Origin of the sequence: Mitsuaria sp. 7, assembly GCF_001653795.1 — a bacterium.
In the GTDB taxonomy this organism is placed as follows: Bacteria; Pseudomonadota; Gammaproteobacteria; order Burkholderiales; family Burkholderiaceae_C; genus Roseateles.
In genome coordinates this window covers 4,301,013-4,321,174 of sequence record NZ_CP011514.1, presented here as the reverse complement: position 1 = coordinate 4,321,174, position 20,162 = coordinate 4,301,013, and the positions used below count along the sequence as shown (strand labels likewise).

Below are 20,162 nucleotides of genomic sequence, written 5' to 3'. Positions count from 1 at the left end.
GGCGGCTCCAGGACGTCGCAGGCATGACTCCCGGCGCAGGTGGGGAGGGCGCGGCTAAAGTCGGTGGCTTCGTCCCACGACTGCGAAAGCACCCATGCCCCTGCTCGACGTCCCCAGCCCGATCGACCTTCGCGAGATGTCCGACGCCCGCCAGTGGGCCGAGGAGGCGATGGTCAAACGGCCGTGGCGGACCGAGTTCTTCGCGGCGTTCGCTGACGCGCTCGATGCCGGCAACGCGCATCGCGTGCTGGAGCTGGGGTCCGGTCCGGGTTTCCTGGCGGATCACCTTTTGAAAGCGCTCCCCGGCATCGACTACGTGGCGCTCGACTTCTCACCCGCGATGCATCAGCTTGCCGCCGAGCGCATCGGCGATGCGACGCATCGCGTGCGCTTCGTCGAGAGAAGCTTCCGCGAAGCGGATTGGGTTGAGGGCCTCGGCCAGTTCGACCATGTGGTCACGAACCAGGCGGTCCACGAGTTGCGCCACAAGCGCCACACGCGCGCGCTGCATGAGCAGGTGCGGGGGCTGCTCAAGCCGGGCGGTCGCTATCTCGTCTGCGACCACTTCGCCGGCGACGGCGGCATGAAGAACGATCAGCTCTACATGAGCATCGAGGAGCAGCGCGTGGCGCTGGTCGAGGCCGGCTTCGCGCGCGTCGAGCCGCTGCTGCTCAAGCGCGGCCTGATGCTCTACGTCGCGTCGGCCGAGCACTGAGCCCGCGCGCCAACCCGGCGCGCCTTCCCGGCGTTTGCCGGCGTTTGCCGGCGAACGGCGATCACTTCGCCGGCGCGATCCCCAGCAGCCCGTCGCGCGTGCTGCCGCGGACCTTGGGGCCGATCCACACCTTCATCATCATCGGGAAGAAGCTCTCGCCCTGGATGGTGTCGCCGACCTTCGCGCCGTTGACGCTGAACTCCGTCGTCTGCTTCGCGGGGTCGTAGTCGATCGTGACCAGGTCGCCCTTGAGCAGCTTCGCGCGGTTGCCGAAGACGACGCCCAGCTGCGAGGTCTGGATGATGTTCTTCGAGAATTCCTCGGCGGCGTTCTGGCGGATCCGGTCCAGCATCGCGTTGGCCAGGTCGCGCGAGGACACGTCGCGCATCATGTAGAAGGTGATGCGCTTGGCGCCCTTCTCGGCGACCGCGGCTTCCATCGTCGTCTGCTTCTTCGGCAGGTAGAAGGCCACCGCCGTCGAGCGCGTCGACAGGATGCTCGACGTCGCGGCGCCGTTCAGCTGCAGCGTCTGGTTGTGCAGCAGCGCCGTGTCCTGGAACTTGAAGCCCTCGACTTCCACCTCCGCCGCGAAGGCGAACGAGGACATCGCGGCGAGGCCGATGAACAGGGCATTCCGGACGGAGCGGGTGAAGGGGGAACGTTGCATGGGGGAGTCTCCTCGCAGTGACGCGTCGTGTTGTGGGATTGAGCCGCGAGCCGACCGGACGCGGTGGCGAAGAAGTGGCGTGGCTCGTGGCGTCGCGAGTTCGGGCCGATGGTGACGGCGATCGCGTGGCGCGTTGCGGACCGGATTAAAGCGCGGCGGGGTGTGGCGCGTCAGCCCCGCAAACTGGGGCCGTGCCTCTAATCCGAGGCCCGATGTGACGAATGGCACAAGCCCCGGCCCCTTCCGCTGGCACGATGCGCTCCGATTCGAAAATCCAGAACTCCCCGGAGGGAATCCCCGTGTCCATCGACCTTCTGCGCGCCCGCCCGTCCGCGCTCGCCGCCGCCTTCGTCACGCTGTACGCCGTCGCCGGCACCGCGTCCGCCACCGAGAACAGCCAGGTCCGCGCGCTGCTCGGCGCGCCGTCCTATGAGATCTCGACGCCGCAGTTCCCCGGGGTCTACCTTCAGACCTGGTACCAGCACTACGAGGCCGACAAGCTGCGCGACGCCGACGGCAACACGCCCTCGCGCGCGCTGACCATCCCCGGCGTCGGCGCGCTGCCGCTGACGGTCAACGGCTCGATCAAGGCCGACGTCTTCGTGCCGCGCATCACCTGGGTGACCGACAAGATCGTGATGGACGGCCGCCTGGGCTTCTCCGCCGCGTTCCCGCTGGTCAAGCAGACCAACGACTTCACGCTGAGCACCGTGCTCCCCGCCGGTCTGCCGTCCACCGCCGTGGCGCAGATCAACCAGCAGCTGTCCGCCGCCGGCGCCGCGCTGTCGGGCACGCGCAGCGGCATGGCCGATCCGGAACTCGCCGCCTACATCGACTGGCAGCAGGACGAGTCGCGCGTCGCGGTCGGCGTCGCGTTCAATCCGCCGATGGGCTCGTACGACGCGAGCCGTCCGGTGAACCCGGGTGCCGGCAAGTACTGGACCTTCAAGCCGCTGCTGGTCGCGTCGCGGGTGTGGGAAAACGGCTTCGCCGTCGGCCTGCGCGCCACGTACTCGATCAACACGCGCAACGACGACACCGGCGTGCGTTCCGGCCAGTACCTGCATGCGGACTGGTCCGGCACCTACAACGTCAACGACCAGTGGAAGGTCGGCGTGCAGGGCTACGTGCTCAAGCAGTTCACCGCCGATCGCGGCGGCGATGCCGGCGCCAACAAGGTGCAGGCGCTGTCGGCCGGTCCGCTGATCGCCTACCTGGCGGAGAGCGGCGAGTGGGGCGTCGACTTCAAGGTGATGAAGGAGTTCTCGGTGCGCAACCGCCCCGAGGGCACGATCACCTGGCTGCGTCTGAACTACCGCCTGAACTGATCGTCGCGGCGGCACCTCGCCGTCGCCCATCGCCGTCTCAGAGGGCGCGCTCCAGCCGGGCGCGCCCTTGTCGTTTCTGCGGCCTGTGCTGCTGCCTTCAGCGCTCGTAGAGCTCCAGCGGCAGTCCGTCCGGATCCGCGAAGAAGGTGAAGCGCTTGCCGGTGAGCTCGTCGACGCGCACCGGCTCGACGACGACGCCTTTGGCCTCGAGTTCCCGCTTGCCTTGCTCGACGTCGTCGACCTCGAAGGCCAGGTGGCGCAGTCCCTGCGCCTCCGGGTACGAGGGCCGCGGTGGCGCGCCCGGAAAACTGAAGAGCTCGATCTGCGAGCCGTCCGGCAACGCCAGGTCCAGCTTGTGGGAGCGCCGCGCCTCGCGGTAGGTCTCGGCGATCACGCGCAGGCCCAGGACCTCGGTGTAGAAGCGCCGCGAGCGCTCGTAGTCGGCGCAGATGATCGCGGCGTGGTGGATGCGCAGCAGCATGGTCAGTCGATCCCGTCCGTTCGGTACGTTGAGTCCTTGGCGTCCTTGGCGTCCTTGGCGTCCGCCCGGTCCGCCCGGTCCGCCATCGGCCGCCGGGCGGCCAGCAGGCTCGCCTTCAGCACGTCCAGGTCCACCGGCTTGACCATGTGGTCGTCGAAGCCGGCCTCGCGCGTCTTCTCCCGGTCCTGTTCCTGCCCCCAGCCGGTGAGCGCGATCAGGCGCGGATGGCCGATGTCCTCGCCCATCGCGCGCAGTCGACGCGCGACCTCGTGACCGTCCATGTCGGGCATGCCGATGTCCAGCAGGATCGCGTCCGGCCGCAACGCGTGAACGGCCTTCAGCGCCGACGCCCCGTCGTACGCGACCGCCACTTCCGCGCCCATCAGCCGCAGCAGTTCCGCGGTCGTGTCGGCGGCGTCGCGGTTGTCGTCCACCAGCAGCAGCCGCGCGGTCAGCGGTGCGTCGTCGTCCGACACCGTCGTCGTGCCGGCGGCGACCGCGGGGATCTCCGGCAGGCGCAGCTGGAAACTGCTGCCTTGCCCCAGGCCGTCGCTCGTCGCGGTCAACTGCCCGCCATGCAGTCGCGCGAGCGTCTGCGACAGGCTCAGCCCGATGCCGAGTCCGCCCTGAGAGCGGCTGTGCGAGCGGTCCAGCTGCGAGAACAGCTCGAACAGCTGCGGCAACTGCTCCGGCGCGATGCCGATGCCATTGTCCGTCACGGTCAGGACAGCGTCGCCGTCTTCGCGCGCGACATGCACGTCGATGCGACCGCCCGCGTCGGTGTAGCGCGCCGCGTTGTTCAGCAGGTTCACCAGCAGTTGCGTGAGCCGCACCAGATCGCCCTGCACCCACGGCGCCGGACCGTCGAAGCGCAGGGTCAGGCGATGCCGCTCGCGATCGATCAGCGGGCGGCTGCTCTCGACCGCGGCGTCGATGACGGCGCTCAGGCTCACCGGCTCATGCCGCAGCGTGATCAGCCCGCGGCTGATGCGCGAGACCTCCAGCAGGTCGTCGACCAGCCGCACCATGTGATTGACCTGGCGCGCCAGCAGTTCGCGGATGCCGGTGAAGCGGCCCTCGCGATCGGCGGCGTCGAGCAGGTGCACCGCGTTGCGGATCGGTGCCAGCGGATTGCGCAGTTCATGCGCCAGCGTCGCGAGGAACTCGTCCTTGCGCCGGTCCGAGCGCAGCAGCCGTTCCTCGCGGTCCTGCGCGATGACCTGGTTGCGTGCGCGTTCCACCGCGACGCGCGTGCGGTGGGCCGCCTCGCGGATCAGCGACACGTCGTCGGCGCTCCAGGCGCGCGGCGTCTCGTCGTGCACGAAGAGCAGCGCCACCAGCCGGCCCTGCTCCAGCACCGGCACGTTCACGATGGAACGCACCCGCATGGCGTCGAACGAAGGGATGTGCTCGCGCGTGCGCGGATCGTCGTGCACATCGGTGATCTGGACCACCTCGTCGCGCTTGAGCTGGTCCACGAAGCTGCCGTAGTCGCGGAAGCGCCGCTGTCCCTTGAGGCTGTCGAAACCGCCGCGCCGCCAGTCGCGTTCGATGCGCACGGTCTCCGCCTCGTGGTCGACGGTGCAGTAGCCGGCCCGCGTCGCGGTCAGCATCATCCCCAGCATCTGCGCCGAGGCGAAGCCGATGTCGGCCGGCGAGCCGACCTCGCGCAGCCGCTCGCTCAGGCCGGCGAGCGCGGCGCCGCGCTGCTCGCCGCGCACGCGCGCGGTGACGTCGACGCCTTCCACGAAGATGTGCGTGACCGCGCCGCGGTCATCGCGGATGGGCTGGTAGACGAAGTCCATGAAGTGTTCGTTGGACTTGCCGTCCGGCGCGTCGACGACGAACAGCGCGGCCTGCGCCGTGTACGCGCGCCCCGTCGCGTAGACCGCGTCCAGCAACGTCACGTAGCCTTGCGCGGCCGCGTCGGGCAGCGCCTCCGCGACGCTGCGTCCCACCACGTCGCGGTCGCCGACGAGTCGCCGGTAGGCCGGGTTGACGCTCTCGAAGCGGTGCTCGGGTCCGGCGAGCACCGCCATGAAACTCGGCGCCTGCTCGAAGAGCTGGGTCAGGCGCTCGCGCTCGCTGTGGACGCGACGCTCGGCCATCACCTTCGCCGTGGTCTCCACGACGATGGCCATCACCCCGGCCGATCGCCCCGCGTCGTCCAGCAAGGGCGAGTAGTCGAGGTTCATCCACGCGCTCTCCGCGCGGCCGTGGCGGTGCAGGACCAGCTCCTGGTCCTCGTAATGCAGGGTGCCGCCGGCCAGGCCGACGCGCATCACGTGGTCGTTGAAATCGGCCACCTCGGGCCAGCCCTCCCGCACGTTGCTGCCGAGCAGCTGCGGATGCCGCTTGCCGGCGAACACGCCGTAGGCGTCGTTGTAGATCATCACGCCGGGCTCGCCCCAGAGCATCACGATGGGCGTGCGGGCCCGCAGCATCAGCGCCGTCGCGTGCCGGACGTGGTCGGGCCAGCCGCTCAACGGGCCCAGCGCGGTGGCGCCCCAATCGAAGGCAGCGATCAGCCCCGCCGCTTCACCGCCGCCGGACAGGAAGGGCGGCGAGGCGGCAAGTGCGGCGATGGCAGTGGGATCGGGAAGGTCGGAGGGGGAAACCAAGCGCGCTCCCGCGAAGCCAGGGATGCGGAAGTATCCGCCGAACCGTGGCGCGGTCCGGCGCGCGGCCCGTCAGGGGGTGCCGGCGGTCATGACCGTGTCGCGGGGCGCGGCGACGAAGCGGTACTCGGGCGTCGACGCCGGGGTGGTCGCGTCGTCCAAGGCATAGACATGCAGATGCACGGCCTGGCCCCCGGCCTCGAACTGGCAGTGACCGCCGACGCTCGCGCCCTTGGCCACGCGCCGGTCCAGATCGTCGTCATCGTCGTGGACCTCGGCGTTCACCCACACGTAATCCAGCCCCTGCGCACCGTGCTCGACGGCGGTCGAGCGCACCGGCTGGCCGTGCAGCATCGGGCGCAGCAGCGCGACACAGCGGTCGTGCTGGGTCCGTTCGAAGGCGGTCATGCCGGGCTTGCGGCCCGCCGAATCCGGCCCGCAGGCGCTCATCAGCACACACAGGGTCGCCACCGCGACCACGGCGCGCACCGCGGTCGCAGGGCGCGGGATCGAGCTAAGGTCAGTCACGGCAACTCCTGATTCGCCCTGTTGGACCGCAGGACGAGAGGCGCAGCCTAGCGGGCCTTCGTCAAGCGCGTGTGAACGAGGCCATTGCGCGGTATGCGCACGGCCCCTCCTCCATGGGACATCGGCATTGGTGCGGGCCTGGGGCTGGTCGGTTCTCCGGCGCGTCGCGTCGCGCTGCAGTTCATCCTCGCTGGGGGACGGTCCGTCGCAGAGGCGTCTGAGGCGGGCGCGGCTGCCTAGACTTCGCCTCGAATTCAACTTTCGAGGGAACTGCCTCATGACCATCCGCTCCATTCCTGCCGTCCGTCTCATGGCCCTGCTGCTCGCCGGCGGCGCCGCCGTCCTGTCCACCGGCTGCGTGATCGCGCCCAACACCGCGGAAGCCACCACCCAGCGCATGGAAGACGTCCGCAAGATGAGCGAGCAGGCCACCGCCACCTGCGGCGCGGGCAACGTCAAGGAAGTCAATTCCAAGAGCTACAGCTGCAAGTAAGCGGCGCTGAGGTCGACGCCGAAGCCGATGCAGACGCCGATGCAGACGCCGCCACAGGCGTCTGCATCGGCCGGCACTGCTGACAGGACCGGACACGCGGCCGCTCGATGGCCGCGTATCGTTGCTGCTCACGTTCAACGGGAGACAGCGACATGAGTTCCGAAGGACTCCACCGGCCGTTGGCCGGGCGCGTGGCCGTGGTCACCGGCGCGAGCCGGGGCGCGGGCCGCGGCATCGCGCTGGAACTGGGCGCCGCGGGCGCGACGGTCTACGTGACCGGTCGCAGCACGCGCGAACAGCCTGCGACGCAGTACGGCCGCATCCAGGCCTTGAGCGGGATGTCGCAGATCCCCGGCACGATCGACGACACCGCCGACGAGGTGACCCGGCTCGGCGGCCGCGGCATCGCCGCGCGCTGCGATCACACCGACGAGGCGCAGGTGCGCGCGCTGTTCGAGCGGGTGCAGGCGGAACAAGGCGGACTGGACCTGCTCGTCAACAACGCCTGGGGCGGCCACGAGGTCTTCAGCGGCGTCTTCGACGCGCCGTTCTGGGAGCGCTCGATGGACGAATGGGACGCGATGCTGGATCGCGGCGTGCGCAACCATCTGCTGGCGAGCCGCGTTGCGGCGCCGATGCTGATCGCGCGCGGCGGCGGGCTCATCGTCACGACGACCTTCTGGGACCGCGACCGGTTCCTGAAGGGCAACCTCGTCTACGACCTCGCGAAGGCGACGATGACCCGTCTGGCGGGCGCGATGGCGCAGGATCTGCAACCGCATGGCGTGGCCTCGGTGGCGGTGTCTCCGGGGTGGATGCGGACGGAGTTCGTGCTCGCCGGCCATCACACCGACGAGGACCACTGGCAGCAACGGCCCGAGCTGGCGGGCACCGAGTCGCCGAGGTATGTCGGCCGCGCGCTGACCGCGCTGGCCGCGGATCCGCGCGTCATGGATCGCACGGGCCAGGTGCTGCGCGTCGGCGACCTTGCCGCCGAGTACGGCTTCACCGACATCGACGGCCGCCGCATTCCGCCCTTCGAGATGGACAAGGCCTGACAGGGGCACCGTCCTTGCGCGATCATCCAGGCTCGTCTTGTCGAGTCCAGGATCCGTGCCATGCCTACCTCCAGCGCGCCGTTCTCACCGTTCTTCCTCGGCACCCGCCTGCCGCTGATCCAGGCGCCCATGGCGGGCGTGCAGGACGCCCGGCTGGCGATCGCGGTGAGCAACGCGGGCGGGCTCGGCTCGCTGCCCGCGGCGATGCTGACGCCGGAGGTGCTCCAGAAGGAATTGAAGGCACTGCGTGACGGCACGGACAAGCCGTTCAACGTCAACTTCTTCGCCCATACGCCGCCCGCGCCGGATGACGCCCGGGAGGCCCGGTGGCGCGATCGGCTCGGTCCGTACTACGCCGAGTTCGGCATCGATCCCGCGCAGATCAAGGCGGGGCCAGGACGTGCGCCGTTCACCGCGGAGATCGCTGACCTGGTCGAGCCGTTCAAGCCGCCGGTGGTGAGCTTCCATTTCGGACTGCCGTCGTCCGAGCTGATCGCCCGTGTGAAGGGCTGGGGCAGCCTGGTGCTGGGCAGCGCGACCACGGTCGACGAGGCGCGTTGGCTGGAGGCGCACGGCGCCGATGGTGTGATCGCGCAGGGCTGGGAGGCCGGCGGGCATCGCGGGCACTTCCTCAGCGACGACCTCACGCGGCAGCCCGGCACGATGGCGCTGCTGCCGCAGATCGTGCGCGCGGTGAAGGTCCCGGTGATCGCGGCGGGCGGCATTGCCGACGTGCGCGGCATCCGAGCGGCGCTGGCGCTGGGCGCGTCGGTGGTGCAGCTGGGCACGGCCTTCCTGCTGTGCGAGGAGGCGACGACGAGCGCGCCGCATCGGGCGGCGCTGCGCGATCCGGCGAATCACCACACGGCGGTGACGAATCTCTTCACCGGTCGTCCGGCGCGCGGCATCGTGAACCGCTACATGCGCGAGGTCGGGCCGTTAAACGAAGCGGCGCCGCAGTTCCCGTTGGCGACGTCCAGCATTGCGCCGTTGCGTGCGAAGGCGGAAGCGCAGGGCAGCGGCGACTTCTCGCCGCTGTGGTCGGGTCAGAACTTCGGCGCGGTGCGCGAGATCGGCGCGGCTGCGCTCGTGAGCGAGCTCAGCGCCGCGTTCTAACGCTCACCGTCATCGCTCGAAGTCCTCGGTAGCAGAACCGTTGAAGGACGGTACTGGTTGGGGACGGGAGGGCGCGGGGTTTCGGCCCTTGCGGCCGGGGCCCTGCGCTCTCGCGGCCAACGCCCCGTCCTCCGCAGTTAAGGCAATGGCGCACCTCGCGCTGCCACGTACAGCGCGTACCACTCGTTGCGGCTGAGTTCGACGCGGAGCGCATCGCCGCAGGCGCGGATGCGATCCGGATTGGCCGAACCGATGACCGGCTGGATGCGCGCCGGATGCTTCATCAGCCACGCGAGCAGGATGCCTTCGGTGCTGACGCCGTGCTGTTGCGCGAGCTTGTGGACCAGCGCGCGCGCGGCTTCGTCGGCGGGGTCTTGAGCGGTCTCTCCGCTGAAGCGGCCGCGGGCGAGCGCGGCCCAGGCCTGAAGCTGGATGCCATGTTGCTGGCAGTGTTCCAGCGTCCCGGTCCAGGCCAGGGAGCCGGGGCGCGCCGCGGCCTGGCGGTCGTTGAAGCAGGTGCCTGCATCCAGCGGTTCCAGGTGGCCGAGGCCGAGTTCCAGCTGGTTCACGACCAGCGGCTGATCCAGCGCGCGGCCGAGCCAGGCCATCTGGCCGACGTTCATGTTGGACACGCCGAAGTGGCTCACCTTGCCCGCCGCGCGCAGGCGCTGGAAGGCCTCGGCGATCTCGTCGGGCTGCATCAGCGGATCCGGGCGATGCAGCAGCAGGATGTCCAGCCGCTCGGTGCCCAGGCGTTTCAGGCTGGCCTCGACCGCCTGGACGATGTAGCCGCCGGACAGGTCGTACCGACCCGGGCCTTGATCGTCGGCGAAGCGGATGCCGCATTTGCTCTGCAGCACGATGCGCTCGCGCAGCGAGGGCTGGCGACGGAACAGCTCGCCGAAGACCGACTCGGCCTTGCCGCGGGTGTAGATGTCGGCGTGGTCGAACAGCGTGACGCCGATCTCCAGCGCGGCCTCGACGGCGGCCTGCGCGTGGTCGACGTGGGCGTCGGTCCACGGGGAGTCGTCCCAGTGGCCGCCCAGGCCCATGCAGCCATAGGCGAGCGGGCTGACGGTCGGGAGATGCTGCTGCAGCGGAAGGGCGTGGCTCATGGTGGGCGTGCGCGTTCTGGAATGGGGAACGCGCCCGGGTGGGCGCGCGGTGCGGGATTGTGACGCGGCGCGCGGACGCCGCGTTTCATCGTGGTTACGAGCGCGGGAGGATGTCCACGCGCCATGCGTTGCCGGCGCGCGAGACCTCCAGCCGAGAGTCGAAGCGCACGTCCAGGAAGCGCTCGATGATGCCGAAGTTGGTGCGGCTGTGCTCCGTCAGTTCGGTGCAGGTGTACGCGGCCGGACGGCCGGTGCCGGCCACCGCCAGCGCGAGCGGCAGCGCCAGTTGATCCGCCAAGTGCGGACCCGCCGCGCCGGCGGAGGTTTCGTACGCGCGCATCTCCGTGAAGACCATCTTCGCCACTTCCTCCGCGGACAGTCCGCGCTCGCCGAAGGCGATGAACACCTCGCTCAGGTGCTCGTGCGCCAGCGTCATCATGAGCGCGTTCCCGGGCCCTTCGTTCTGACGCGCCGTGCCGACGCGCAGCTGGTGCTGGTCCCAGCCGGTGAGGCGTTCCAGCGCCTCGAGCTCGCGCTCGGCGACACCGCGGGGAAGCGCGGGCGCCAGCACTTCGGCGAAGGCTTCCACGGGCTCGCCGCGCTCGAGCAGGTCGAACGGGCGCAGGCCGCCTTCAGCCGGCGTGATCACGGCGTCGATCTCGCCGCCGCCGGCGGGGTAGAAGCCGTGACGGCGCAGCGTCAGATCCAGCTTCGCGCCGGCGCGGCGCATCAGCGGAGCGAAGCTGCGCTGCAGGAAATGGAAGGGCGGCGCCATCGGGTTGTGCGTCCCGCCGGACAGGCGCAGCCGGCTGGGCCCGTCCGCCAGCATCAGCGGTGGCAGCACGGTCTGGAGCACCAGCGTGCAGCTGCCGGCGGTGCCGACGGCGAAACGGTAGTCGCCGGCATGCACCTGGCCGGGACGGAACTCCAGCACCTGCGAACCGAGTTCCGCACCGACCACCGTCGCGCCGCAGACCTCCTGCGCGGCGAGCACGCAGGTCAGGTGCTGCCGCATCAGGCCCGGCTTGGGGCGCTTGGCGCGGATGCGCTCGATGCGCAGCGGCGTGCCGGTGCACATGGCCAGCGCGAGCGCCGTGCGCAGGATCTGCCCGCCGCCCTCGCCGTGCGAGCCGTCCAGTTCAATGACCTTGTTCTTCTTGTCCATGATTCCCTCTTGCGAGCGGCGCCGCGCGGTTTCCTCTTCCGCGCGGCACGGCCCGTCACCTTCTTGTTGCTCTCATCCCTTCACGCACACCACCTGCTTGAGCGTGTGCACCACCTCCACCAGGTCCTGCTGCGCCGCCATGACCGCGTCGATGTCCTTGTAGGCCATCGGGATCTCGTCGATGACGTCCTTGTCCTTGCGGCACTCGACGCCCTCGGTGGCGGCGCGGTGGTCCTTCAGCGTGAAGCGGCGCTTGGCTTCCGTGCGGCTCATCGTGCGGCCGGCCCCGTGCGAGCAGCTCTCGAAGCTCTCCGGGTTGCCCTTGCCGCGCACGATGTAGCTGCGCGCGCCCATGCTGCCGGGGATGATCCCCATCTGGCCCTTCTTCGCGCTCACGGCGCCCTTGCGGGTCACGAACACGTCCTGGCCGAAGTGGGTCTCCTTCTGCACGTAGTTGTGGTGGCAGTTCACCGCCTCGATGTGGCTCTCGAACTTCTTGCCGATCACCTTCTTCGCGGCGCTGATCACGCGGCGCATCATCACCTCGCGGTTGGTCTCCGCGAACTTCTGCGCCCAGCCCACCGCGCGGACGTAGTCGCCGAAGTATTTCGCGCCTTCCTCGAAGTACGCCAGGTTCGCATCGGGCAGGTTGGCCTGGTGCTGCATCGCGTCCTTCTTGGCCAGCTCGATGAACATGGTGCCGATCGCGTTGCCCACGCCGCGCGAACCCGAATGAAGCATGAACCACACGAAGCCGACCTCATCCAGGCAGACCTCGATGAAGTGGTTGCCCGTCCCGAGCGTACCCAGGTGCTTGTGGTTGTTGGTGTTCTTCAGCTTCGGATAGTCGCGGCAGATCTCGGTGAAATCGGTCTCGAGCGTCGCCCACGCCGCGTCGACCATGTCGGGCGGGTTCTCCCACGCGCCTTCGTCGCGACCCTTGGGGTTGCGGCCGTGGGGCACGGCGGCCTCGATCGCGGAACGCAGCGGACCCAGGTTGTCCGGCAGGTCCTCGGCGCGCAGCGTGGTCTTGCAGGCCATCATCCCGCAGCCGATGTCGACCCCGACCGCGGCCGGGATGATCGCCTTCAGCGTCGGGATCACCGATCCCACCGTCGCACCGATGCCCAGGTGCACGTCGGGCATCGCCGCGATGTGCTTGAACACCACCGGCAGCTTCGCCGCATTCATCAGCTGCTTGCGGGCTTCGTCCTCGACGGGCACACCCTGCGTCCACATCTTCACCGGCACGCCGCCGGCGACTTCCATCTCGTTGTAGTTCTTCATGAGTCGTTCCATTCAAAAGCGCGATGACAAGGGATCGGCAAGACGTTTTCTGAGCTACCGGCCTGCGCCGGGCGGGATTCGGACCCGCGACCTCCGCGCCCCCGAAGGGACGTGGCGCTCTTCCCGATGTAGTCCTGCCAGCATTCATCGCAAAAACAGGGGGCCGGGACTCGACCGGGCAGTTGCCGCGGTGAGCGATGACAAGGGGTGGTGAAACGTGTTCCTGCTCTACCAGACTGAGCTACGGTGTCCCGAAGGACCCCGGCGGGATTCGAACCCACGACACGGGCATTAATAGTGCTGTAGTTCCACCGGCATTCATCGCTCGCCGCGGCAACCGCATCCGGTGCCGTCGACAGCCTTCATTCAATCATTCACTGCGGATCGAGTGCCATGCGCTCGATCTCGCGGACCCAGTGGCCGACCTCGGTCGCACCGCCGGCGAAGTCGCCGACCATGCGGAACACCGCGTCCGAGAAGCCGCCGACGTTCATCACGTCCTTGCGCTCCACCGCCTGCGTCGACGCGCCGGGCTGGATGTCGATGCACACCAGCCTGGCCGTCGGGCAGCGGACCTTGATCGCTTCCCACTGTGTCATGGTCTCGGTCGCGCCGTGACGGCGCGCGTCGATCCACGACTCGTTGTCGGACACGATCACGACCAGGTCCACGTCCGCGCGCTCCTCGTTGAGCTGACGCAGCGGCGCGCTGACCGAAGTCCCGCCTCCGCCGACCGCCGCCAGCTTCGCCGCGTTGGTCATCACCGAATCGCGGGGATTCAGCTTGACCGGCACGACGCGCTGCTCGAACGGCATCACGCGGCAGCGCGGGTTCTTTCGGACCAGCGCCGCGGCCACCAGGGCGGCCACGTCGATGCATCGCACCGCCGAGGTCGCCGAACCGCGCCAACCGGTCACCGCCGACGACATCGACCCCGACACGTCCGGGCAGACCACGACGCGGCCCTCGATCGCCGGCACGTTGACCAGCGCGGCCTCCATCGCGTCCTGCAATGCGTCGCGGATCTCAGCCGGCACGTCGGACGCCGCATTGAACGCCGTCATCAGCTGATAAGGCATCACGCGGGCCGATGCCACGGCCTCCGGATCGCGCAGCAGCGTCGCCAGTTGCGCGGTCATGCCGGGTTGTTCGAACACGCCATGACGCGCGAACGCGTTCAGGTTCTGACGCACCATCTGCCACGATCCCTGCGCCGCGATGCGCGCCCAGTGCGCGTCGTTCAACGGCAGCGCCGTCAGCATCTGGAAGGGCACGGGCGGCAGGTCCTCCGCCGTCGCGCCTTCCGTCTTGCCGGACAGCAGCGCCCGCTTGAAGCGCTCATAGGCCAGCGTCGCGGGCGGCAGCGCCGCTTCGTCGTACGGGCGGCCGATCAGCCACGCGAACCACGCCGCGCGCCAGGCTTCCGCCGGCTTCGGGTGGACCATGCGGACCACGTCGGCCAGCGTCGGGTCGGCGCCGATCGACGCCTGCAGCAGGCGCTGCTCGCTCGCGTTCGCCAGCCATTGCTGGACCAGCTTCTTCGGACGCGACCCCAGCGACTTGCGGCCGGTCTGGCCCGATCGCAGGATCTGCACGAAGTTGCGCAGCATCTTGCCGTTGTCGATCACGCGGCCGAACACGGACTGCAGCAGCGCGATGTCGCGTTGCGCCAGCACGGCGGCCAGCAGCGCCGGCATGTCCTTCATGTGGCCGGCCTGACGGGCGTAGACCGCGGTCTTGGCCAGGAAGGCGGTGTCGACGTCCTGCGCCAGCGTCAGCACGTTCTCCAGCTGGGCCTGGGCGTCGGCGTGGAACGTCGACGTCATGCAGCCGGTCGCCGCCAGTTGCGCCAGGTGGTGCCGGGTCTTGTAGCCGTAGGCACGGGCGCCGGACTGGTTCGCCGCGTCCGCGGCGGGCGCCAGCTTCCCGGGCGTCGTCTTGAAGAGTTGCGTGTTGACCATGTTGTCCTCCCTGCCGGATGTCGTCGTCGGATGTCGTCGGATGTTGTTCGGCGCTGCCTCGTTGCTGCTTCGCCGTGTTGTCTTGCCTTCTTCATTGCAACGCCCGTGCCAGGTCTTGCCAGATCTCGTCTGGAATCAGGTAAGTCATTGATTAACAATGAAAAAAGTCTTCCATGGCCGGAAAACTCGCACCCTCCATTCATCCGTGATCGTTGTCGGGACTGGATGGATGGCTAGATAACTAGCGAAAAAGCTAGATATCTGAGCGGCACGGATAAACTGCGGGACATGTCGAAGAAGAATGTGGTGATCGGCTACCTGGGGTCGCAGCTGGACGGCGGCCTCGGCGCGGGCCGATGGGAGAAGTGGCGCCCGACGATCTCGCTGGTGTCGCAGCCGGACGTGGTCGTGCATCGGCTGGAGCTCTTCCATGCGCCGCAACACCTGACCCTCGCGGCGCTGCTGCGCAGCGACATCGCCACCGTGTCGCCGGAGACCGAGGTCCACCTCATCCCGATGCCGCACGAGGACCCGTGGGACTTCGGCGAGGTCTACGCGACGCTCTACGACTGGGTGCGCGGCTACCGCTTCGACCCCGCGCACGAGCAGTACTGGGCCCACATCACCACCGGCACGCACGTCGCGCAGATCTGCATGTTCCTGATGGTGGAGGCGCGCTTCATCCCGGGCGTGCTGCTGCAGACCTCGCCGCCGCGCAAGCAGCGCGCGGGGGACGCCGGCTCGATGACGCTGATCGACCTGGACCTGTCGCGCTACGACGGCATCGCGCAGCGCTTCCGCGCCGAGCAGCACGACGCCGTCGCTTTCCTGAAGAGCGGCATCGCGACGCGCAACCGTCGCTTCAACGCGCTGATCGAGGAGATCGAGCGCGTGGCCGTGCACTCGCGCGCGCCCATCCTGCTGGCGGGGCCGACGGGCGCGGGCAAATCCTTCCTCGCGCGCCGCATGTATGAACTCAAGCAGACGCGGCACCAGCTCGAAGGCGCCTTCGTCGAGGTCAACTGCGCGACGCTGCGCGGCGACGGCGCGGCGTCGACGCTGTTCGGGCACAAGAAGGGCTCGTTCACCGGCGCGATGGCGGACCGGGCCGGCCTGCTGCGCACCGCCGACGGCGGGCTGCTGTTCCTCGATGAGATCGGGGAACTCGGCCTCGACGAGCAGGCGATGCTGCTGAAGGCGATCGAGGAGAAGCGCTTCCTGCCGGTGGGCGCGGACCGCGAAGTCGCCAGCGACTTCCAACTGATCGCCGGCACCAACCGCGACCTGCGCGCCGAGGTCGCCGCGGGTCGCTTCCGCGACGACCTCTTCGCGCGGATCAATCTCTGGACCTACAGCCTGCCCGGGCTGCGCGACCGGCCCGAGGACATCGAGCCCAACGTCGATCACCTGGTGCAGCAGGTCGGCCGCGAAAGCGGTCGCGCGGTGCGCTTCAACGCGGAGGCGAAGGCGCGTTACCTCGGCTTCGCGCAGTCACCGCGTGCGCCGTGGAGCGGGAACTTCCGCGACCTCTCGGCATCCGTGACGCGGCTGGTGACGCTGGCCGAGGGTGGCCGCATCGGCCTGCCGCTGGTGGAGGCCGAGATCGCGCGGCTCGAATGGCTGTGGGAGCGCGAGACGGCCGGGCGGGGCCGCGCCGGTATCGGCGTGGGTCACGGCGCAGGGGAGGGCGAGGCGGCCGGCGAGGCGCTGCTCGCCGCGCTCTTCGACCCGCCGGCGCTGGAAGCGATGGACCTCTTCGACCGCCTGCAGCTCGTCGCCGTGCTGCGCGTGTGCGCCGCGGCATCGTCGCTGTCGGACGCGGGTCGGCAACTCTTCCATGCCAGCCGGCAGGCGCGCAGCGTGCTCAACGACGCGGACCGCCTCCGGAAGTACCTGCTGAAGTTCGAACTGTCCTGGGACCGCATCGCGGCGGCGCGGTGACGGAGGCCCCGACGCGCCGTCATGCGGACCGCCCCCGTCGCTCGTACGGCAGTCCGGCTGCGTCTTCAGGACCGGTCACAATCGCCGATTCCCCGCCTATGACTTTCGACCGGTCCCTCGCCACCTCCTCCGCCGATCCCGTGCCTGCGATGCCCTGGCGTCGTCGCGTGGCGGCTTGGCTGCTCGCCGCGTTCTGCGCGGGCGTCGCGGCGCCGGCGGTCATGGCGGCGACGGCGGCGTCCGCGCCTACGGCGCAGGCGGCATCGGCTTCCAGGTCGACTGCGAAAGCTGCCGCCGCACCGGCTTCTGGAACGGCGTCTTCACCGGCCTCCGCAACGGCCGCGGACCTGGGCGCCATCGGCGACCTGTCCGATCCGGTCCGTGCGGTCAGCCAGTACAAGATCGACCTCTGGCAGACCGAACAAGGGCTGCCGCTCAACACCGTCCAGGCGCTGCTCCAGTCGCGCGACGGCGGTCTGTGGATAGGCACGGGCGGCGGACTCGCCCGATTCGACGGCAGACGATTCGTGAGCTTCGACGCCGCGCAGGCGCCGGACGTGGCCTCGCAGCCGGTGTTCGCGCTGCTCGAGGACCGGCGCGGCCGGTTGTGGATCGGGCATCCCAGCGGCGTGGCCGTCTACGAGCACGGCCGCTTCTCGCCGGCCATCACCAAGGCGCAGGCGGGCGGCCGGCGGATCTGGTCCCTGGTCGAGGACAAGTCCGGCGCGATCTGGGCGGCCGGGGACGGCGGGCTGGTCCGATGGAAGGACGGCGCGGTCAAGGTCTTCGGGGCCGCGGACGGGCTGCCCCCCGCGAAGCTGCGCAGCGTCGCCTTCGACACCGCCGGCACGCTGTGGATAGGCACCACCGGCGCCGGCCTGATCGCGATGACGGCGGACGGCAAGTTCAAGGTCTTCGATCCGGCGGGCGGTTTCCCGCATGCCCAGGTGCGCTTCGTGATCGCCGATCCGTCGGGCGGCATCTGGGCGGCCACGGCGGGCGGCGGACTGGTGCGCATGCAGGGCGTCGAGCAGCCGGCGATGCGCGTCTACACGACCGCCGACGGCCTGCCCAGCGATCACCTCACCGCGTTGACCCGCGACGCCCGGGGCGACCTGTGGATCGGCAGCTGGGGCGCGGGCGTCAGCCGCTTCCGCGAGGGCCGCTTCAGCACGATCTCGACCGGCAACGGTCCGGGCACTGGTCTGGCCGGCAACCAGATCTGGTCGCTGATGGCCGATCGCGAAGGCAGTGTCTGGGTCGGCACCTGGGTCGACGGGCTGAACCGGCTGCGCAACCGCGCCTTCACCGTGCTCGGCACGCCCGAGGGACTCAGCCATGACAACGTCCGCTCGGTGGTTGCCGCGCGCGACGGCGCGGTCTGGGCGGCGACTTCCGGCGGCGGGCTCAACCGGCTGAAGGACGGCCGCATCACGACGCTGCGCCAGGCCGACGGCCTGCCGACCGACGAGGTCTCGACGCTGCACGAGGCGCGCGACGGCACGCTCTGGATCGGCACCTACACCGCGGGCATCGCGCGGCGGCGGCCGGACGGGCACATCGACACCTTCGGCGCGGACAGCGGTCTGCCCGGCATCGAGGTCCGTTCGATCTTCGAGGACCGCGCCGGCACCGTGTGGGTCGGCACGCGCTCGGCGCTGGCGCGCTTCAACGGCCATGGCTTCGATGTCGTCGCCGCGCCCGGCCTGCCCAACGAAGGCGTCGCGGCGATCCTGCAGGACCGCGAGGGCACGCTCTGGTTCGGCACCACCGGGCAGGGGCTGGTGCGCTGGCGCGACGGCAAGGCGCGCCAGTTCACGACGGCCGACGGCCTGCTGTCCGACTGGATCATCGCGCTCAAGGAAGACGCCCGCGGCGGGCTCTGGATCGGCACGAACGGCGAAGGCATCAACCGCCTGAAGGACGGCCGCATCGGCGCGATCAAGCCGGCGGACGGCCTGTGGGACGGGTTGTCGCAGGTCTTCCTCGAAGACCGCGCGGGCCACTTCTGGATCACCTGCAACCGCGGCTTTTACCGCGTCGCGCGCGACGACCTCGACGCGTTCCTGGACGGCAGGCTCAAGCAGGTGCGTTCCATCGGCTACGGGCCGGGCGACACGCTGCGGGCCACCAGCTTCGCCGGCAACCTGCAGGCGGCCGGTGCCGTCGACACGCGCGGCCGGGTCTGGCTGCCGTCGTCGGCGGGGCTGGTGGTGGTCGATCCCGAGCGCCTGCCCGGCGGCGGCGAACCGCCGACGGTGCGCATCGAACAGATCAAGGTCGACGGCGAGCCGCTCGCGCTCGACGGCCAGCCGCTCGAGCTCCCGCCGGGGCCGGTGGCGCTGTCGGTCAGCCTGGCGGCGTCAACGCTGCGTGAAGCCGATCGCGTGCGCTTCCGCTTCTGGATGGAAGGCCTGTCGCGCGGCTGGACCGACGTCGGCAACGATCGCGAGCTCACCTTCCCCGCGCTCTCGCACGGGCAGTACAAGCTGCGACTGGCGGTGTCGGGCGACGGCCAGCGCTGGCGGGAATCGGCCACGCCGCTGCCGGTCACCGTGCAGCCGCGCTTCCATGAGACGGGGTGGTTCCACTTCCTGGTCGCCGTCGCGGCGATCGGACTCTTCACCGGCGCCGTGATGTTCCGGATGCGCCAGCTGCGTGAGCGGCATATCGAGATGGAGCGGCTGGTGGCCCAGCGCACCGAGGAACTCCGGCAGGCCAACGAGCATCTGAAGCAGCTCTCCTTCCTCGACGCGGTGACGGGGCTGCCCAATCGCCGCCGATTCAACGAAGCCGCCGACGAAGAGTGGCGCCGCGCGCGCCGCACCGGCACCTCGCTGGCGCTGGTCCTGGCCGACGTCGACGCGTTCAAGCGCTACAACGACCAGATGGGCCATCTAAAGGGCGACGAATGCCTGGGCGCCGTGGGCGCGGTGCTGGGCGCATCCATCGGCCGCGCCGGCGATCTGGCGGCCCGCTACGGCGGCGAGGAGTTCGTCGTGCTGCTGCCCGGCGCCGACCGCGACGCCGCGCTCAAGGTGGCGGAGTCCGTCCGCGAGGGCATCGAGTCGCTGGCCATGCCGCATCCGACCTCGCCCGCCGGTCCGGTCGTGACGATCAGCCTGGGCGTGGCCGCGTGCATCCCCAGCGACGAGTGCACGCTTGAAAGCCTCATCGCCAAGGCCGATGCCGCGCTCTACACCGCGAAACGCGAAGGGCGGAATCAAGTCCGTTGACCGAGCGGTCGCGAGGATTTCATTCCAGTGAAGCGGGCGGGGGTGTACAACCGGGGCTTCGCGACATCCGTGTCCGGGCACGCCCCCTTCGCGCCCGTCGACCCGGCACTCCAGCGTCCGTTCGACCGTTGCCGACCATGACGACCTCGCAGACCGTCCGCCAGCACAAGGGCCGCACCTACGTCCTCGATACCCACGGGCCCGATCCCGGGCCCTGGCGAGGTCGATTCGTCGTCAAGGGCGAGGAAGACGGCCGCCCCGGCATCACCGCCTGGCACGAGCTGGACGACGAATTCCCCTCCGTCGACGAGGCCGTTGCCCACGCCGATCGCGTGGCCTGCCAATACATCGCCACGTTCGCACAGCAGGCGTGACACCGCGCACTGTACGGTCGCCGTGAACCGGCGCCTGTAAAGCGGGCCGGACCGTTTTTTGCCCCGCCGAGGTCCAACC

16 protein-coding genes are annotated in these 20,162 nt (G+C 69.8%); 8 read left to right on the top strand and 8 right to left on the bottom strand.

The annotated features are described in order from the left end of the window. The first annotated feature begins 94 nt into the window (after positions 1 to 94). Positions 95 to 715, top strand: coding sequence for a class I SAM-dependent methyltransferase (locus tag ABE85_RS18880; RefSeq protein ID WP_067278100.1), 621 nt, complete (start codon positions 95 to 97; stop codon positions 713 to 715). 61 nt (positions 716 to 776) lie between these two features. Here the strand turns inward: ABE85_RS18880 and ABE85_RS18875 are convergent, their stop codons facing one another. Continuing rightward, entirely contained in the window at positions 777 to 1,382 is a 606-nt protein-coding gene (locus ABE85_RS18875; RefSeq protein ID WP_067278096.1) for a chalcone isomerase family protein, read from the bottom strand. Positions 1,383 to 1,681: 299 nt separating this feature from the next. Between ABE85_RS18875 and ABE85_RS18870 the strand changes: the two genes are divergently transcribed. Beyond that, on the top strand, positions 1,682 to 2,710 hold the full coding sequence (locus ABE85_RS18870; RefSeq protein ID WP_067278092.1) for a transporter: 1,029 nt from the start codon (positions 1,682 to 1,684) through the stop codon (positions 2,708 to 2,710). Between the two features lie 97 nt (positions 2,711 to 2,807). Here ABE85_RS18870 and ABE85_RS18865 read toward each other — a convergent pair whose 3' ends face one another. The 3 genes from ABE85_RS18865 to ABE85_RS18855 all read right to left on the bottom strand — a co-directional run bounded on the left by ABE85_RS18865 (position 2,808) and on the right by ABE85_RS18855 (position 6,337). Further along, complete coding sequence (locus ABE85_RS18865; protein WP_067278089.1) at positions 2,808 to 3,191, bottom strand: VOC family protein; 384 nt, start codon at positions 3,189 to 3,191, stop codon at positions 2,808 to 2,810. Positions 3,192 to 3,193: 2 nt separating this feature from the next. Then, entirely contained in the window at positions 3,194 to 5,812 is a 2,619-nt protein-coding gene (locus ABE85_RS18860; RefSeq protein WP_067278086.1) for an ATP-binding protein, read from the bottom strand. Positions 5,813 to 5,881: 69 nt separating this feature from the next. Further along, a complete protein-coding gene (locus ABE85_RS18855; RefSeq protein ID WP_157522620.1) occupies positions 5,882 to 6,337 on the bottom strand; it encodes a hypothetical protein in 456 nt (151 codons plus the stop codon). A gap of 277 nt (positions 6,338 to 6,614) precedes the next feature. Here ABE85_RS18855 and ABE85_RS18850 point away from each other — a divergent pair, with 277 nt between their 5' ends. From ABE85_RS18850 to ABE85_RS18840, 3 genes are all read left to right on the top strand, one after another. Beyond that, positions 6,615 to 6,830, top strand: a complete 216-nt coding sequence (locus ABE85_RS18850; protein ID WP_067278079.1) for a hypothetical protein — start codon at positions 6,615 to 6,617, stop codon at positions 6,828 to 6,830. Positions 6,831 to 6,982: 152 nt separating this feature from the next. Then, positions 6,983 to 7,888: an SDR family NAD(P)-dependent oxidoreductase gene (locus tag ABE85_RS18845; RefSeq protein ID WP_067278076.1), complete on the top strand. Its 906-nt coding sequence runs from the start codon at positions 6,983 to 6,985 to the stop codon at positions 7,886 to 7,888. Positions 7,889 to 7,948: 60 nt separating this feature from the next. Then, positions 7,949 to 9,004, top strand: a complete 1,056-nt coding sequence (locus ABE85_RS18840) for a nitronate monooxygenase family protein (protein WP_067278072.1) — start codon at positions 7,949 to 7,951, stop codon at positions 9,002 to 9,004. Positions 9,005 to 9,141: 137 nt separating this feature from the next. Here the strand turns inward: ABE85_RS18840 and ABE85_RS18835 are convergent, their stop codons facing one another. From ABE85_RS18835 to ABE85_RS18820, 4 genes are all read right to left on the bottom strand, one after another. Continuing rightward, positions 9,142 to 10,119: an aldo/keto reductase family oxidoreductase gene (locus ABE85_RS18835; RefSeq protein WP_067278069.1), complete on the bottom strand. Its 978-nt coding sequence runs from the start codon at positions 10,117 to 10,119 to the stop codon at positions 9,142 to 9,144. A 94-nt stretch (positions 10,120 to 10,213) separates the two neighbouring features. Next, positions 10,214 to 11,284 (bottom strand): RNA 3'-terminal phosphate cyclase, encoded by a 1,071-nt coding sequence (gene rtcA / locus ABE85_RS18830; RefSeq protein ID WP_067278065.1) that lies wholly within the window; start codon positions 11,282 to 11,284, stop codon positions 10,214 to 10,216. 72 nt (positions 11,285 to 11,356) lie between these two features. Continuing rightward, positions 11,357 to 12,571: an RtcB family protein gene (locus ABE85_RS18825; RefSeq protein ID WP_231993130.1), complete on the bottom strand. Its 1,215-nt coding sequence runs from the start codon at positions 12,569 to 12,571 to the stop codon at positions 11,357 to 11,359. A 374-nt stretch (positions 12,572 to 12,945) separates the two neighbouring features. Next, positions 12,946 to 14,532, bottom strand: a complete 1,587-nt coding sequence (locus tag ABE85_RS18820) for an RNA-binding protein (protein WP_067278058.1) — start codon at positions 14,530 to 14,532, stop codon at positions 12,946 to 12,948. 288 nt (positions 14,533 to 14,820) lie between these two features. Here ABE85_RS18820 and rtcR point away from each other — a divergent pair, with 288 nt between their 5' ends. The 3 genes from rtcR to ABE85_RS18805 all read left to right on the top strand — a co-directional run bounded on the left by rtcR (position 14,821) and on the right by ABE85_RS18805 (position 20,083). After that, entirely contained in the window at positions 14,821 to 16,473 is a 1,653-nt protein-coding gene (rtcR, locus tag ABE85_RS18815; protein ID WP_067278054.1) for an RNA repair transcriptional activator RtcR, read from the top strand. A gap of 98 nt (positions 16,474 to 16,571) precedes the next feature. Then, entirely contained in the window at positions 16,572 to 19,709 is a 3,138-nt protein-coding gene (locus tag ABE85_RS18810) for a two-component regulator propeller domain-containing protein (protein WP_067278051.1), read from the top strand. 137 nt (positions 19,710 to 19,846) lie between these two features. Further along, positions 19,847 to 20,083, top strand: a complete 237-nt coding sequence (locus ABE85_RS18805) for a hypothetical protein (RefSeq protein WP_067278048.1) — start codon at positions 19,847 to 19,849, stop codon at positions 20,081 to 20,083. Positions 20,084 to 20,162 lie beyond the last annotated feature (79 nt).